The 16,096-nt window shown below is 56.1% G+C and carries 13 protein-coding genes; 12 read left to right on the forward strand and 1 reads right to left on the reverse strand.

Going from position 1 to position 16,096, the window contains the following annotated elements; genetic code table 11:
• Positions 1-116: 116 nt before the first annotated feature.
• The 11 genes from K1558_RS26470 to K1558_RS26520 all read left to right on the forward strand — a co-directional run bounded on the left by K1558_RS26470 (position 117) and on the right by K1558_RS26520 (position 13,535).
• Positions 117-3,230 carry a GNAT family N-acetyltransferase gene (locus tag K1558_RS26470; RefSeq protein ID WP_238654967.1) on the forward strand — a complete coding sequence of 1,038 codons (3,114 nt, stop codon included), beginning with the start codon at positions 117-119 and terminating at the stop codon, positions 3,228-3,230.
• A gap of 21 nt (positions 3,231-3,251) precedes the next feature.
• Entirely contained in the window at positions 3,252-4,124 is an 873-nt protein-coding gene (locus tag K1558_RS26475) for an amidohydrolase family protein (RefSeq protein WP_238654968.1), read from the forward strand.
• 92 nt (positions 4,125-4,216) lie between these two features.
• Positions 4,217-4,972, forward strand: a complete 756-nt coding sequence (locus tag K1558_RS26480) for an alpha/beta fold hydrolase (protein WP_238654969.1) — start codon at positions 4,217-4,219, stop codon at positions 4,970-4,972.
• Between the two features lie 31 nt (positions 4,973-5,003).
• Positions 5,004-6,131, forward strand: a complete 1,128-nt coding sequence (locus K1558_RS26485) for an NAD(P)/FAD-dependent oxidoreductase (protein ID WP_238654970.1) — start codon at positions 5,004-5,006, stop codon at positions 6,129-6,131.
• Between the two features lie 141 nt (positions 6,132-6,272).
• On the forward strand, positions 6,273-7,892 hold the full coding sequence (locus tag K1558_RS26490) for an ABC transporter substrate-binding protein (protein WP_238654971.1): 1,620 nt from the start codon (positions 6,273-6,275) through the stop codon (positions 7,890-7,892).
• Positions 7,889-8,878, forward strand: a complete 990-nt coding sequence (locus K1558_RS26495; protein WP_238654972.1) for an ABC transporter permease — start codon at positions 7,889-7,891, stop codon at positions 8,876-8,878. The genes K1558_RS26490 and K1558_RS26495 overlap by 4 nt, the downstream gene beginning before the upstream one ends.
• Positions 8,875-9,744, forward strand: coding sequence for an ABC transporter permease (locus K1558_RS26500; RefSeq protein WP_238654973.1), 870 nt, complete (start codon positions 8,875-8,877; stop codon positions 9,742-9,744). Before K1558_RS26495 ends, K1558_RS26500 begins: the two co-directional genes overlap by 4 nt.
• A complete protein-coding gene (locus K1558_RS26505; protein ID WP_238654974.1) occupies positions 9,741-10,496 on the forward strand; it encodes an ABC transporter ATP-binding protein in 756 nt (251 codons plus the stop codon). The genes K1558_RS26500 and K1558_RS26505 overlap by 4 nt, the downstream gene beginning before the upstream one ends.
• A complete protein-coding gene (locus K1558_RS26510; protein WP_238654975.1) occupies positions 10,493-11,254 on the forward strand; it encodes an ABC transporter ATP-binding protein in 762 nt (253 codons plus the stop codon). Before K1558_RS26505 ends, K1558_RS26510 begins: the two co-directional genes overlap by 4 nt.
• Before the next feature lie 20 nt (positions 11,255-11,274).
• Complete coding sequence (locus K1558_RS26515) at positions 11,275-12,339, forward strand: pyridoxal-phosphate-dependent aminotransferase family protein (protein WP_238654976.1); 1,065 nt, start codon at positions 11,275-11,277, stop codon at positions 12,337-12,339.
• The gene (locus K1558_RS26520; protein ID WP_238654977.1) at positions 12,336-13,535 is read left to right on the forward strand and encodes an amidohydrolase family protein; all 1,200 of its coding nucleotides are present in this window, start codon (positions 12,336-12,338) and stop codon (positions 13,533-13,535) included. The genes K1558_RS26515 and K1558_RS26520 overlap by 4 nt, the downstream gene beginning before the upstream one ends.
• Positions 13,536-13,849: 314 nt before the next feature.
• Here the strand turns inward: K1558_RS26520 and K1558_RS26525 are convergent, their stop codons facing one another.
• Positions 13,850-14,782 (reverse strand): hypothetical protein, encoded by a 933-nt coding sequence (locus K1558_RS26525; protein ID WP_238654978.1) that lies wholly within the window; start codon positions 14,780-14,782, stop codon positions 13,850-13,852.
• A gap of 165 nt (positions 14,783-14,947) precedes the next feature.
• On the opposite strand from K1558_RS26525, the gene K1558_RS26530 reads away from it, so the two are divergent.
• On the forward strand, positions 14,948-15,799 hold the full coding sequence (locus tag K1558_RS26530; RefSeq protein WP_238654979.1) for an HAD family hydrolase: 852 nt from the start codon (positions 14,948-14,950) through the stop codon (positions 15,797-15,799).
• Positions 15,800-16,096: the final 297 nt, after the last annotated feature.

Below are 16,096 nucleotides of genomic sequence, written 5' to 3' on the forward strand. Positions count from 1 at the left end.
ATAACTAAAGAGGATCTTACAACGGTTAAATGATCTGTTATATACTGCAAGTAGTTATAGTTTGTCAGTTATTCTATTCTGCAAGAATATCAGTGATCCGAGGAGGTCTGCCTGCAATGTCTGATTCAAACGACATCATCATCGAAGAATACGTGCCCGAACGCCACGCCGCTTCCATCGCCGAGATGTGGAACGCCAGCTCCCAGAGCTGGGGCGGGGACAGCTCCTACCAGACAGAGGAAAGTGTAATTCGCGAACATGAGATTAATCCGCTGCTTAAGCTGTTCCTGGCCGTAGCCGGGGGAGAAGTGATCGGGTATTGCAGCTTCTCCCATTACAGAGAGGATACCGGGGCGCTCTATATTCCGCTGCTGAATGTGAGGCCGGATTACCATGGACGCAAGGTGGGCAAGCGGCTGGTCCGCCGTGCTGTGGAGGAGACGATTAAGCTCGGCTGGCCGCGGCTGGATCTGTATACCTGGCCTGGTAATGTGAAGGCGGTTCCCACCTACAAGAAGAGCGGGTTCTTCTGGGAAAAGCGGGATGATACCACCCACCTGATGAACTTCATTCCTTCGGTGCTTCAGACTGCTGCCGTAAGCGCTTATTTTGAGAAGATAGACTGGTATAACGACAGTATCCGCAAGATTGAAGTCAAGCCTGACGGCCACGGTGAGAGCGGGTTTGACTATTTTACATATGAATGGCAGAAGGACGGAGTGTCGCTGCGCATGGAGTACGAGCGGACCGGCCGCGGACTGCGCCTGATCGAGACGGAGGATTACCGGATTCAGGTAACCATTCCCGGTGAACATGAGCGGCCCTTTGGTGCGGAATATCCGGTGGTTTATGAGGCGGTTAACAAAAGCGGGAAGCCCCTGTCGCTACAGGTGACCGGCATAAGCAATGCGCAGATCCGCTATGAGCTGGAGGAATCGCTTGAGGTTGATGCTGAGGCGCGGATCGAGGGCCGCTTCTTCATTCATCCGGTGGAGGAGGAGCAGAATGTCTACCAGACTCATCCTGTTGTTGAGGCGGAGCTGCTGATCAACGGCCTGCCTGCTGTCTTCAAGCTTGGCGTGAAGCCCAAATACCCGGTCAAGGTGAAGCTCCGGCTGCCGGAACGGGCGGTCTTTACGGGTGAAGAGGTGGAACTGGATGTGACGGTCGAGAACAAGTATAGTGATGGAGCTAAGTTTGTCTTTGAGCTGCCGGAGGACAGAATTCTGGCGTTCGCACAGAACCGGATTACCGTAGAGGTTCCGGCCGGAAGCCGGAGGACGGTTAAGGTGCAAGCGAAGCTGCTGGCTCATGGCATCTGGCATCACAACGTGGGCATCCGCCGGCTGGAGGAGAGCGGCGAAGCTTTCGTTCTGGAGCAGGAGCTGAGCCTGGTGCTGCCGGGCGCCGATGCAGTCTTTGGCGGTAAGACGGAGGAGGGCTGGATCATCTGCAGCGGACGGTATGCGGCTGTGCTGGACAAATTCAGCCACAAGCTGTACTTGCGCGAAGGACGTAAGACGGCCGTGACACTGCCTTATCCGAAGTTCGGCCGCCCCTATACGGATGAGTTCAAGAAGTTCGCTCCGCTGGAGGTTAAGATACACCATGAGCAGGAGGCCATACGGCTTGAAGCGGTCTATGATATCAGCACCCGGGAAGGTCTGAGGCTGACCATGGTGGTGACCCTGCTGAATAACGGCCTGATCTCTAGGCATTACAGCGTTCACAATTCGCTGGACACCGATCAGCAGGAGGAACTGATCTTGAAGGACAGCTTCCAGTTCGGGCTGCATGGCGGGGTGATCCCGTATAACGGCAAATATGTGGACCTGAGCTCAGGAGAGGAAGCCTCTGACCTGGACTATTGGGAAGGAAATAAATTTACGGAGAACTGGATCTTCGCGAAGGGTGAGACGCCGAGGGGCATAAGTTGGCCTGCGGAATTAGAGCTGATTCAGGAATCCTGGCTGCACGCCGTTGAACATTCGCTGGGGCGGATTCCGGCGGGAAGCCAGGCGGTGACCCGGCCGCTGCGGGTTGCGCTGGGCACCTGGGACCGCTGGCAGGATTTCCGTGCATATGCGCTGAACAAGGGCAACGGTGCTGAGGAGCTGAAGGCCGGGCAGCCGCTCGAAGTGAGCCTGAACAACGGCAATCCGTTTATTAGCGGCCCGCCCGAGCTTATACTGCAGGAGCAGAAGATGAGCTATCTGGAGGGTGAAGTCCATGTGTCTTCGATTAAGGGGAACACTCAGGAGGCCCGGCTTGAACTGAACGGAGAGGAGAAGCTTACAGAAGCGGCTCTGCCGCTGGCCCGCCCGGATCATCCGGAACCGGATGTGCTTACCGTGCATTTGGATATGGAGAACGCCGAACAGGAGCGGACCTTCCTGGTCTTGCCTGTCCAGGACGGGACAATCCGGCAGGATACACTGGAAGTAAGCGGGTCCAGGGTTCTGGCCGCTGACAACGGGGTTCTGCGCATACAGGCCAGCCCTGACTTCTCCCCAGGCCTATTCTCGCTGGTGTACAAGGACCAGGAATGGCTGGATTCTTCATTCCCGCAGCCGGTAGCCAAATCCTGGTGGAACCCGTGGGTGGGTGGAATTGTTACCGGGGTAGGAGATGTAACACTACGCAGTCTGATGGAAGAAGAGGCTGCGGCTGATTTCGCTGAACTTACGGATGATAAGGGCAACCGCTGGTCAGGCATCCGGGTAAGTGTTACTATTCAGAAGAACGAGCAATACCGGGGACTTGTCCTGCATCAATATTTCATGCTGCTTCCGGGTGTTCCTGTGCTTGCCTGCACAGTGCGTGTGGAACAGAATACAGGCCAGCCGCTGTACCCGCTGAATCTGGAGACCTCAACCTTCTATCAGGCCGGTTCTGAGGTCCGGGACGGCAGATTCTATGTGAAGAACAGTAGCGGAGAAGATATTGTATACAAGGCTGGAGGAATTCAAGCGGGCGCCAAGAGCGGAAACGGACTGCTCCAGCTTGGTGCAAGAGAGCGGAAGGAGCACCTCACGCTGGCAGTACCCCCTGAACATCTCTCAGCATCTCTAATGGTGAATGCTGATGCCATTTTGACCTATACTGAGGAGTACCTGCATCTGCAGGACGGTGAAGAACGGTTCAGCAAGCCCCAATTCTATCTGATATCGGATTTGCAGATCCCGGTGCAGGCTTACGCCGATCTGCTGTCGGTCCGGTTCAAGAAGTAAGGAACAGAAAGGAAGCTACGGATGAGAATTATTGACGCACATGTGCATTATTCCAATATCGCCGCCTTCCATGATACCGCTGAGACCCTGGCGAACATTGACTATACCGGCAGGGGGCTTCTGGAGGAGTTCCGCCGCAGCGGGGTTGTGGCTGGTGTAGGCATGGGAGTGACCGAGACGGTTGCCGGTGCTTTTCCGGATTCAGAGGCGCTTAATCCCATGCTGCTTGATCTGGAGGGAAGCCTCCCGGAGAATCTGTTCACCTGTGTTGGAATCAACCCGCTTACCCTTCATCTGGAGGGCCAGCTGGAAGCGCTGGAAGCGTCCTTACAGCGGCCGGATGTTGTGGGCATCAAGCTGTATGCCGGATACTACCACTTCAACGTGGGGGATCCTATTTATGATCCGGTCTACCGGCTGGCAGCGGCCTATCATCTGCCGGTTGTCATTCATGGCGGACTGACCTATGCGGATCAGGGACTGCTCAAGTATTCCCATCCGCTGTCCATGGAGGAGACCTTCCTGAAGCACCGGGACATCACCTTCATGCTCTGCCATCTGGGAGATCCCTGGGTGATGGACACCGCAGCCCTATTGGAAAAGAACCCGAACCTGTACACCGACTTGTCCGGCTGGATCGTTGGGGATCAGGCGAAGGTGGACCGGCTGATGACCGAGCAGACGTATACCGATCACTTTCGCCGGGCGATTGTGTTCGCCGAGAAGTACGACCGTCTTGTCTTCGGGACCGATTGGCCGCTGGTTCCGCTTGCGGCTTACATCCCCTTTGTGAAGCATCTGGTCCCGGAAGCCCACTGGGAGGATGTCTTCTACAATAATGCGCTCCGTGTGTTCCCTAAGCTGGAACAGCGGATGGACGAACTGAATCTATAGCGGCCTGACAGTTTCCCCTGGAATGGATGTTCCGGGGGTTTTTGCCTGTAACAGGCTAGGTTTGAAATCATAGGAGAGAGGAATGGATTAGTATGCCTTATCTGAAGTTGAATGATTTAGACCTGTTCTATGAACTGATGGGAACCGGAGAGCCCGTTATTTTCTTGCACAGTCATTATTCCCGCAGTATACTGGCATTCAGCAGCCAGCTGCTAGATTTCCAGAACCGGTATGCCTGCTATTTCCCCGATCTCAGGGGCCATGGCAGAACCAGGAGCAGCAGTCTGAATTGGTCTACACCGCAAATTGCTGAGGATATAGCAGAATTCATGGAACGGATGAACATGCAGCAGGCACATCTTGTCGGGTACAGCATGGGAGCAGGGGTAGGTCTGTATCTGGCCGTGAATCATCCGGAGCGGGTGGCTACGCTGACGGCAATAGGAACCAGCGGTTGTTGCGAACCGCAGGGAGCGGAGGAATATGAGCCGGAGCGGCTGCTGGCCAGCGGGCAACAGGCCTTCATTAATCAGATGATCCAGCGCCATCAGGAGGCCCATCAGGGGAACTGGCAGGAGTATTTGCGGCATACTGTACAGGACTGGGTGCACTACCCGGATCTTACTGAGGCACAATTAAGCGGAATTGATTGTCCGGCACTGCTGATTTCAGGCGAGCATGATCCTTTTGCCGGCCCGGAGAAGACAGCTAGGCTGGCTTCGCTGATGAAGAATTCCAGTACACTGATTGTGCAGGGAGCAAGCCACCGTCCGCATATGCTGAGAGAACAGCCGGTTCTCGTGAATGAGACCATCCTTGAATTCTTGGCGAAGAACACTATTCACTGATTCAGGCGTACAGAAAGGGCGGACATTACATATGAGCAAAATAATTGTGATCGGAGCCGGAATCCTCGGGGCATCCACCGCCTACCAGTTGGCGAAGCGGGGAGCTGAGGTCGTGGTGGTGGACCGCCAAGATCCCGGACAGGCTACGGATGCAGCCGCAGGCATCATCTGCCCCTGGCTCTCCCAGCGGCGCAATCAGGCCTGGTACCGGCTGGCGAAGGCGGGAGCGCGTTTCTACCCGGAACTGATCGGGGAGCTGATGCAGGGCGGCGAAACACATACCGGTTATGCCCGGGTTGGTGCGCTAAGTATACATACGGACGAAGGCAAGCTCGGCAAAATAGAAGAACGGGCCCGGATGCGGCTGGCAGACGCCCCGGAGATCGGTGAGATTACGAGGCTGACTGCAGAGGAGACCCGTGCACGCTTCCCTCTGCTGGCCGAAGGGGTTGCCTCGGTTCATATCAGCGGAGCTGCGCGGGTAGACGGCCGCGCCTTGCGGGATGCACTGCTGCGTTCAGCGCAGCGGCAGGGCGCCGTGCTGCTGGGCGGGGATGCTGCGCTTCATGTTGAACCCGGACGGGTAACCGGAGTAACGGTAGGTGGCGACATCCTTCCGGCGGATGAAGTGATCGTCTGCGCAGGTGCCTGGGCGAACTCCCTTCTCCGCCCGCTTGGCTTGGACTTCAAGGTCAGCTACCAGAAGGGGCAGATCATGCACCTGGAGGTGGCAGACCAACAGAATACGGAAGAGTGGCCGGTAGTGATTCCGCCGAGTGATCAATACCTGCTTGCTTTTGCCGGGGGACAGATTGTCATTGGAGCGACTCATGAGAATAATATCGCAGGATATAATACAAGAGTGACCGCAGGAGGAATGCAGGAGATTCTGAACAAGGGGCTGGAGGTGGCTCCAGGACTATCTGAGGGAATCTATCGTGAAATAAGGGTCGGATTCCGTCCGTTTACCCCAGGTTATCTACCGGTTATCGGAGCCGTCCCCGGATGGGAGGGCCTGCTGGCCGCCAACGGGCTGGGGGCTTCAGGACTTACAATGGGACCCTTCATCGGCTGTCAATTGGCGAAGCTGGCGCTTGGCCTGGAGCCTGATATCCCGCTGGAGGATTACAGCCTTCAGACCGTGATAGACAGCGAATGATTACGAATACATTTCCTGCATTGGAACATTCAGAGGCAATTCTGCGGCCCGGCTGATTTTTTGTTTGACAGAAGGGAAGCTCTGTCCCATAATACAATCCATACTAAACATATATGATTTATAGGAAGGGTGGATCACACTGTGATTAATTTAAAGTCTTCACTCCGCAAAACCGCAGGGCTGGGTACGCTGGCCATCTTGTTCGTCTCGCTTCTATCCGGCTGCTCCGGGTCTGCCAATCCTGCCGAATCCGGCAATAACGCCCAGGCCAGCTCAAGTCCGGCCGCAGCGCAGAGCGCAGCACCGGCAGAGCCTGCTGCAGGCGGCACCTTCGTCTATGGCCGTCCGGCTTCTGTTACTTCGTTCGATCTGCATAACCAGATTACGTCGAATAACGCATTTGCGATTGATAAAGTGTTTGAATCGCTGGTGGCTTTTGACAGCAAGGGGGAGATTACGGATCAGCTGGCTCAGTCGCATACGATCAGCGAAGACGGCTTAACGTACACCTTCGTCCTGCGTGACGGCTTGAAATTCTCGAATGGTACGCCGGTCACGGCAGCGGATGCAGTGTTCTCCCTGGAGCGTCATCTGAAGGTTGGCGGCCCGCTGGCAATCTCGGCTAAGGTGGATACAGTTAAGGCGCAGGACGACAAGACGCTGGTAATCACGCTGAAGGAACCGTACACCCCCTTCATCTCGGAGCTGTCGAACTTCTCGAACGGCATCATTCCGAAGGACTTCGGCGGCGTAAGCGAAGAGGAATTCTTCAAGAAGCCGGTAGGCACAGGCCCGTTCGTTGTGGAGAGCTGGGACCCGGCAGGCGATGTGACCTTCACTAAGAATACCAACTACTGGAAGGAAGGCAAGCCTTATATCGACAAGCTGGTCTATAAGCTGATCCAGGATGACAGCCAGGCCATCAACCAGCTTAAGGCCGGATCGGTGAATGCGGTTGAAGCGCTGTCTCTCCAGAATGCAGGCGAGATTAAGAATGGCGCAGATACTACTGTAGCTACGAACGGCAGCTGGGTTACGGAGCAGCTGTTCTTCAATACACTGGATAAGCATTTCTCTGATATCCATGTCCGCCGTGCGCTGGCGCTGGCGCTGGACCGTGAAGGTCTGACCAAAGCCTTGACCTTCGGTTATGCCCAGACCGCGAAATCCCTGCTGCCGCCAACGATTCCTTACAACGCCAACGATACGCTCAAGACGCTGGATTTCGATACCGCCGCAGCGAAGGCGGAGCTGGCCAAGTCAGCCTTCCCTAATGGCTTCTCCACCAAGCTGCTGATCGCCTCCGGCAACAGCACCCGGGCCCAGGAAGCCCAGATTATCCAGGCGGCAGGCCAGTCCATCGGCATCAAGATCGAGATTGAATCCGTGGAGCTGGCCACCTTCCGGGAACGCTTCTTCGCTTATGATTTCGCAGCGATGCTGAACAGCGGCCAGGCGGACTCCCCGGAAGCGAACTCGATCCTAGCGTTCCAGACCGATCCCGAGGGCTTCAGCAAATCGTATTGGACCCATTACACGAATAGCGAGGTCACCAAGCTTTTGTATGAGGGACAAAAGACAGCTGACGGTGAAGGCCGGGCCGCCATCTACAGTAAGCTGCTGCAGATCCTCGCTGATGAAGTGCCGTACATTCCGTTATACTATCCTGACATCCTGATCGGTGCCCGTTCTTCCGTTGAAGGACTGATGGTTCTGCCTAACGGCAGCCTCCGTCTGGAAGATGTCCGCATAGGCCAATGATGAAGCCCAGACTGACCCTGACGGGTGCAGCTGGAAACAATGGTTCTTACAAGTGGCTGGGAACAGCCCTTGTAAGGGCCTTAATTGTTATCCTCTGCGTAATGACGGCGGTCTTTTTCCTCATCCGGATTGTGCCCGGTGATCCTGCCAAAATGATACTCGGCGAATACAGTACACCTGAAGCGCTGCAAGCGATGCATCACACCCTTGGGCTGGACCTCCCTATATGGGAGCAATTCGTCCGGTTCATCCAAACGCTGTTTACCCAAGGCGACACCGGCAATTCGATTGTCAGCGGAACCTCAACCCGTGAGCTGATTGCACAGCGTGCCCCCGTCACACTGCTGCTGATTGTAATGGCTTCTGTGCTGGCTATTGCCGCGGCACTTGTGCTTGCCGTCCTTGCAGCTACACAGAAGGACAAGCTGCTGGATCATCTGATCCGCATTATCCCGGCGGTTACACTTGGGATGCCGGTCTTTTGGGTAGGGCTGCTGTTCATTCTGCTCTTCAGCGTCCGGCTCGGCTGGTTCCCTGTAGGCGGAAGCGGTGAAGGGGGGCTGTCCACGCTGCACAGCCTGGTGCTTCCGGCGGTGACGGTGGCTTTTTCACAGATACCTACGCTGGTCCGCTCGCTGCGTGCGCAGATGCTGGAGGTACTTGAGTCCGAATTCGTTGTTACGCTGCGTGCGGCCGGCATCCCTTCCCGGGTCATTCTGTTCAAGCATGTTCTGCGCAATTCGGCGCTGCCGACCCTGATGCTGCTGGGCGTTAATATCTCTTATCTGATCGGGGGAACGCTGGTGGTAGAGCAGGTCTTCGGGATTAAGGGCATCGGCAGTCTGCTGTTCACCTCGATCTCCAGCCGTGACTTCCCTGTGATTCAGGGGATTGCCCTGTATTGCGCGCTGGCGGTTGTCATCATCAGTCTGCTGACTGAGATTATCTCCGGGTGGCTTGATCCCAGAACGAAGGCGCAACTATGAATAATATACATTCAGAACCGATTCTCACTGAAAAAAGCACAAGACCAAGCGCATTGCGGCGGATTGTGAAAACTCCATCGCTGCTGACCGGAATCCTGATGTTCGCCATCCTGATTCTGCTCGCTGTGCTTGTTCCATATTTAAGTCCATATGATCCATCGGAGCAGAATCTGAGCGCGTTCCTGCAGCCGCCGTCCGCTGCCCATTGGCTCGGAACCGACCAGCTTGGCCGGGATCTGCTGACAAGACTGCTCTATGCCGCCCGTACGGATCTGGCGATTATGATTCTGGCCGAGATTATCCCGTTCTGCACAGGGGTGCTATTGGGAATGATCTCAGGGTATTACGGTAAATGGACTGATAAAGTGATTTCGCTGATTACAGATGCGTTTATTGCCTTCCCGTTCTATCTGATCGTCATTATCGTGGCCTTCGCCAGCGGTGCAGGGGAGCGGGGAATTTATATTACCTTCATCCTTGTAGGCTGGATTGTGTTTGCCCGTGTGGTCAGAGGCCTGACTGCCTCCTTCCGCAAGCAGGAATGGATTGCCTCGGCCCAGACACTGGGTCTGCCCGGACACCGGATTCTCCTGCGCCATCTGCTGCCGAATGTACTGCCGCAAGCCGTAGTCGTGCTGATGACGGATATGATCGGGCTGCTGGTAGCGATCGTTACACTAGGGTACCTCGGCATCGGCATCGCGCCGCCTACACCGGACTGGGGAACGATGATCGCTGACGGGCAACCGTTCATCACCACTGCGTGGTGGCTGTCGGCCGTTCCGGGCTTCGCTGTAGTGTATACAGGGATTGCGCTGTCGCTGCTGGGCGATGGCCTGGCCGATATCTGGAGGAGAAAATCATGATCACATCATCTGTACTTGAAGTAGAATCGTTAACCCTCACGGCGGCATCCGGAGAGGTGCTGGTGGATAAGGTCGGCTTCTCGCTGGCTGCCGGGGAGAGCCTCGGGCTGGTCGGGGAATCCGGGTCCGGCAAATCGCTGACGCTGCGCGCCATTCTCGGCCTTCTGCCGCGCGGTGTGGAGCAGACCGGAGGGACGATCCGCAGCAAGGCGGTCAGCGCCATGGTGTTCCAGGACCCGCGCGGTTCATTGGACCCGCTCTGTCCGGTGGTAAAGCAGGTCACCGAGGTCGTCTATTACAGACAGAAGACCAGCCTCAGGGCTGCGCGGAGTATCGCGCTGGAGCTGCTTATGCGGCTCGGGCTTCCCGATTCTCTGGCTACTAAAGACCGTTATCCCAGCCAGCTCTCCGGCGGGCAATGCCAGCGCGTAGTTATTGCGCTTGCGCTTGCGTGTAAGCCGGGCATTCTGCTCTGCGATGAGCCGACAACGGCGCTGGATGTAACGGTGCAACGCCAGATTATTGACACGATAACAAATCTCCAGCAGGAGCTGGGCTTCGCCATGGTGTTCGTTACCCACAATCTGGCGATTGCGGCGAATCTGTGCGCAAGACTCGCGGTAATGAAGCAGGGCCGGATTGTCGAGTATGGTGCGACTCCGGCGCTGCTGCAGCATCCGGCTGAAGCTTATACTCAGATGCTAATTGATTCCGTACTGCCTCTGCCGGAGCTGGAAGGAGGCGGCATATGATGGAACCAGCATTACAAGTGAAGGATATTACTGTCCGATATGGGGATTACACCGCGCTGGATCATATCACGCTGGAGCTGGCGCAGCATACGACCCTTGGGCTGGTCGGAGAATCCGGCTCCGGGAAGTCCACGCTGGCGCGGGTCATTGCCGGGCTGATTGCCCCGGATGATGGGCAGCTGCTGCTCGGCTCAGTAGAGCTGCGTAAGAAGCGGAGTAAGGAGCAGCATAAGCAGATTCAGATGATCTTCCAGAACCCGGATGCCTCACTGAATCCCCGGCATTCAGTCCGGCAGATTCTGGCCGAAGCCCTGCGGTTCCACCGGATTGTTGACCGCTCCCAGGTGGAGCGCCGAAGCCGTGAGCTGCTGGAGCAGGTACAGCTCCCGGCCAGGGCGCTGGACAGGTATCCGCATGAATTCTCCGGCGGACAGCGCCAGCGGATTGCGATTGCCCGCGCGCTAAGTGTCGAGCCGAGTCTGCTGATCGCCGACGAGCCGACCAGTGCGCTGGATGTCTCTGTCCAGCGGAGTGTATTGGAGCTGTTCCACAACCTGCGGACAGAGCTGAATCTGACGATGCTGTTCATCTCCCACGATCTGGGCGTCATTCATGCTGTCAGCGATACGGTTGCGGTCATGCGCCAGGGGAAGCTGGCCGAAGTGAATTCGAGAGACGAATTCTTCCTGCGCCCGGCGCATGAATACAGCCGTGAGCTGCTGTCTGCGGTTCCGAAGATGCCCGAATATCATTCATAACATAACATCAGGAGGTCTATATGAACGTTGAATATACAGGGTTTGTACCGCTCACGCTACCGGAGCTGAGTACCTTAACGGAGGAGCTGTCCAGTCTACTGGGCACACAGCATTCTCCGGTCATCATCCCCGGCGAGGCAATATTAGGCATTGAAGCGGTAGCTGCAGGAATTGCTGCTCCCGGCCGCACGATCCTGAACATAGTGACCGGCCCGTACGGCAGCTTGTTTGGACAATGGCTTACGCGCGGAGGCGCGGATGTGGTGGAGGTGAAGGTGCCTTTTGACCAGGTGGTCACGGTGGAGCAGGTAGCTGCTGCGATTGAGCAGTACCAGCCGGTGGCTTTGTCCTTCGTGCAGGCTGAGGTCGTTACCGGCGGCTCTAATCCTGCGGAAGAGATCTTCAGGCTGGCCCGCAGGCATGACCTGATTACCGTAACGGATTCTGTATCGGCGGTCGGGGGAGAATCCTTGCCTGTGGATGAATGGGAGGTAGACTTCGCGGTCATTGGTGCACAAAAAGCACTCGCCGGACCCAACGGGGTCAGTGCGGTCAGCATTTCACCGCGCGGCTGGGCCTTCCTGGAGTCGAATGACCGGGCGCCGCGCAATTCGATCCTGTCTCTGCTGGACCTGCGGCCCGCCCCGGACGGCTCTGCGCCGCTTCGCGTACCGCCGTTTATTCCGGTGCTGGAGGCCAGAGCGCTGATTCAGGCGCTGCGTGCTGTATTCGAGGAGGGCTTGCCGCAGGTAATCAGCCGGCATGAACGGGCCGCAGCTTCAGCTATTGCCGGGATCACGGCGCTGGGGCTTGCTCCGTGGCAGAAGGACAGCCGGCATTATTCCACGCTGACGACCACCGTTAGAATTAATGGGGAACAGCGGCTCCTGATCCGGCAGCCGATCGGCATTGTGGCTCCCGGGGACAGAGAGCTGAACGGCCAGCTGCTGCGGATTAATCATTTTGGCCGCCAGGCCAGCCGCGAAGGTGTGGAAGCTGCGATTCAGACACTTGCCGGATTGCTGGAGCAGGATGCGGGTGCGGCCGTGCAGGCTGTCCGGCAGGTATGGGGGGAGCCGGTATGATTCTGAAGCAACCGGCCTTCCAGGCTTACAAAGGTATTCATATTGCGGGTATCGAAGGGAAACGGTTCGATATTGAGATGCGGGATGGCCGTTTCACCTTGGTGGTGGAGGCCGGGCCGGATCGGGAGGCATTGGAGAGGACGGATGTGCCGGAAGTTGTGGGACAGGACACTTCTCACCCGGAGGCATCGCCCCAGAAGTTATGGATCAGCCCGGGTATCATCGATCTGCATACGCATCTGGCCTGGACGGACTTCGACCATGACGATCAGCTGGCCCGGGACGGACGGGAGGTGGAGAAGATGCAGGCTGAGGCCCTTGCGGCAACGCTGCGGACTGGCGTGACCACAGCCCGCGACGCCGGGGGCCTGCCGCCGGAGACGATCCGGCTTCTGGTGCAGCATTATCAGCAGCCGCTGCGGGTAGAGACCAGCAGCGCGATGCTGGGTGCAGCCGATGCCAAGGGAACCCGGCATCTGGAGAAGCGGCTGGCTGAGGTCTATGCCACCGGAGCAGGCTGGGTCAAGATCATGGCCACCGGCGGTCTCGGCGCACCGGCTGAGAAGGTCATTGAGCCGAATTTCTCCGAGGAGGAATTCGCCTTCATCGTCCGTCATGCCCATGAGCATGGGAAGAAGGTGCTGGTCCATACCTGGGGCGGGGTAACGATTGACTGGTCTGCACAGGCTGGGGTGGCATCCTTCGAGCATGGGATGTTCCTGACCCGGGATCAGGCCGGAAGACTTGCCGAAGCTGGTGTTGCTTATGTGCCAACTGCTTCAATCTATCAGATCGCTGCCGATCCTAAGGGTGTGCTGGGGCTGCCGCCGGTGATCTCTGAACGCGCCGCCCGGGCGGCCGATGCCCATGCAGCGGCCATCGGGTATGCCAGAGAAGCCGGCGTCCGGCTGGGCTTCGGCACCGATTATGCTACCCCGGCGCTGCATGGCTATAATCTGCAGGAGCTCGATACGCTGATCGGTTACGGGCTGAGCCGGGCTGCGGCGTGGCGATCAGCCACTGAGGACGCCGCGGTGATTCTCGGCAAGGGCCATGAGCTGGGCCGGATTGCCGAAGGATATCTGGCCGATGCCGTCATTTATACGGCTGATCCGCACCAGGCCCGGAATGCAGATGAGCTGCGGGGGAGTATCGCTGCAGTCATTACCGCCGCCAAGGAGTCGGATCTGATTTAACGGTTACACCAAGAGGCTGTCCTTTCTGATGAAGGACAGCCTCTTTGCGGTCTGATGGCTCGCAGGCCGAATGTAATCGAAAAACCGATCACATTGCGGCGCTGGAGGGCGTGTGGCCCAAATGTAATCGAAAAACCGATTACATTGCGGCGCTGGAGGGCGTATGGCCCGAATGTAATCGAAAAACCGATTACATTGCGGCGCTGGAGGGCGCGGAGACAGAATGTAATCGAAAAACCGATCACATTCTGCCCCGCAGACCCGCCTCACCAGCTTTTCACCCGCCAACGTCATTCAACTCAAATCTCAACCATTCACAGCTCCGTATACTGTCCCACAATTTGCTTCAGATAAGCTTCCACCTCAGGTGTCTTCTTGTTCCCGGCAGCATCCAGCAGCGGCATCAGCTTGGCTAGAATATTCAGCACCTTGTTATCGCCTGGCCCGTCCATCAGAACCTGATCATAGGCTCTGCGCAGCTCGGGGTCCAGTTCCATCGTGTCATAATCGTAGGCCGGTGTATTATCCGAGCCGAGCAATACTAGAGGAACCGTATAGGCCATTTCATTGCGGATGGCCGCGGCCCGGTTTGACTTCGGATAATCTTGGACGTAATCACTCATGATGGCCGCTCTGCCGATCAGCTCATCCCAAGTGATCACGATACCGGCATCGAAGGTGGACGGCTTGTTGCTCTCCGTTGCCATGATGTCAATATACGCGGCAATATCCTTGCTGACATAGGGCTTGAATACCTTGAAGCCTTCATAATGCATGACCGGATAATACATCCCTTCGCTGCTCTCCAGCTTGTAGCCTTTATCCCAGATTTCTTCGATTAGCTTGCGGACGGCAGGCTGTTTCACCCGCTTCAGAATCTCCGTATAGGTCATATCGTTGTTAATCTGAGCATCCATTAATGCCTTTTGCACAGATTCTGGATACAGCTTCTCAGAGAAGCGCTCAAGCCCCGCTCTCTGGGCATTCTCCAATTGAAGGGTCATTACCGTGCCGTACCAGGAGCCTGCCTTGGAGATGTGGTTCATCAGGTATTTGCGGGCCTGGGCCAGGCTTGCGGGATTGCTGACGTATTTGCGGAACTGGTTGTAGACAGCCTGGGCATCGGATGCAGATGCAGCAGCTACCGGCTGTGCACCTGTAAACACCGTGCCGCCTGCCAGAGTCAGAGCTGTACCGAGCAGCACCGCTTTTGCTGTTTTTGTTAAGGATTCTTGTAATGTTCTCATTATGTACCTCCAACGGGATAAGATGCTTGCTAGCTACGCTATCCTATTTATTTGGACAGATCCGGGATAAGTGAATCGGGCTGCACCAGTGAAATAACGCTTGACTTGGAACGCATTTCATAACCTATAGTTCAGTGGAAGACGATACAAAGGGGAGAAGAGGACATGAATCAGACCAGCAGCAAGATTATTTTCATCGATATTGACGGAACGCTTCTCATGGAGAATGGAGTTGTCCCGGAATCGGCAATACAGGCGTGCAGGCAGGCACGGAAGAACGGGCATTTGCTGTACCTGTGCACCGGACGCTCCAAGGCAGAAATCTATGATTACATCTGGGAGATCGGGTTCGACGGGTTGATTGGAGCAGCAGGCGGTTATGTGGAGAGCGGCGGCGAAATGCTTTATCATAAAAAAGTGACTCCCGAGGATGCGAAGCATTTGATCGATTATTTTAACGCGAACGGGGTCGATTTCATCCTGGAATCCAATACGGCGCTGCATGGCAGCCGCCATTTACAGCCGCATCTGGAACGCAGAATCTATGGAGACTTGCTGAATGATCCAGAGGCGCAGGAGAGAAAGCGGCTGTCACCCCATCCCTATATCGCAACACTTACTTACGGGGACGAGGAGTTATATCTGGATGACGTTAATAAGGTATGCTTCTTGGAAAGCAGCCTGCCCTTTCAGCAGATTCAGGAGGAATTACAGGACCGCTTCACGGCAATTCAGTGCTCCATCCCGATCTTCGGGGAGAACAGTGGAGAGCTGATGATGCCTGGCGTTCATAAGGCTGCGGCTATTGCGGATGTCCTGCAGCATTTGAATATCCCGCTGGAGGACAGCATGGCGATTGGAGACGGGCTTAACGATCTGGAGATGCTGGAATATGTCCAGGTAGGGATTGCCATGGGCAATGCCCGCGAGCCGCTCAAGGCCATTGCTGATGATATCACCGATTCGATAGAGGACGACGGACTGTATAACTGCTTCCTGAAGTACGGATTAATCTGACAGCGGGTTGCTCTCCGGCAAAACTTCTGTTAAAATGCACTTAATTAAGCGACGGGAGTTGAAGAGTATCGTGCGGACATTTCTTGCGTAATGTGACCAATAAACAAGCGTTATTTGTAGCGCGCAATTTATGGTTGATATGCAGGAAGGGTCTGCCTCTTTTCACTCTGGTCCAAATATCCTTGTTCAAGTCTGCCTGGAGGTAAGTATCCGGGAACAGGCTTGCTGTGTTTATTTGAGCTGCGGGAGGAGAACCTTCTTGCAGCTTTTATTTTTGTGAATACAGGAGGATATATG

It is taken from the genome of Paenibacillus piscarius, from assembly GCF_022234545.1.
GTDB lineage: Bacteria > Bacillota > Bacilli > Paenibacillales > Paenibacillaceae > Paenibacillus_AQ > Paenibacillus_AQ piscarius.

What these genes read in the sequence shown, in the direction of transcription:
- K1558_RS26470 (WP_238654967.1), top strand. Translation starts at nt 117, where the DNA reads ATGTCTGATTCAAACGACATCATCATCGAAGAATACGTGCCCGAACGC.
- K1558_RS26475 (WP_238654968.1), top strand. Translation starts at nt 3,252, where the DNA reads ATGAGAATTATTGACGCACATGTGCATTATTCCAATATCGCCGCCTTC.
- K1558_RS26480 (WP_238654969.1), top strand. Translation starts at nt 4,217, where the DNA reads ATGCCTTATCTGAAGTTGAATGATTTAGACCTGTTCTATGAACTGATG.
- K1558_RS26485 (WP_238654970.1), top strand. Translation starts at nt 5,004, where the DNA reads ATGAGCAAAATAATTGTGATCGGAGCCGGAATCCTCGGGGCATCCACC.
- K1558_RS26495 (WP_238654972.1), top strand. Translation starts at nt 7,889, where the DNA reads ATGATGAAGCCCAGACTGACCCTGACGGGTGCAGCTGGAAACAATGGT.
- K1558_RS26500 (WP_238654973.1), top strand. Translation starts at nt 8,875, where the DNA reads ATGAATAATATACATTCAGAACCGATTCTCACTGAAAAAAGCACAAGA.
- K1558_RS26505 (WP_238654974.1), top strand. Translation starts at nt 9,741, where the DNA reads ATGATCACATCATCTGTACTTGAAGTAGAATCGTTAACCCTCACGGCG.
- K1558_RS26510 (WP_238654975.1), top strand. Translation starts at nt 10,493, where the DNA reads ATGATGGAACCAGCATTACAAGTGAAGGATATTACTGTCCGATATGGG.
- K1558_RS26515 (WP_238654976.1), top strand. Translation starts at nt 11,275, where the DNA reads ATGAACGTTGAATATACAGGGTTTGTACCGCTCACGCTACCGGAGCTG.
- K1558_RS26520 (WP_238654977.1), top strand. Translation starts at nt 12,336, where the DNA reads ATGATTCTGAAGCAACCGGCCTTCCAGGCTTACAAAGGTATTCATATT.
- K1558_RS26525 (WP_238654978.1), bottom strand. Translation starts at nt 14,782, where the DNA reads ATGAGAACATTACAAGAATCCTTAACAAAAACAGCAAAAGCGGTGCTG.
- K1558_RS26530 (WP_238654979.1), top strand. Translation starts at nt 14,948, where the DNA reads ATGAATCAGACCAGCAGCAAGATTATTTTCATCGATATTGACGGAACG.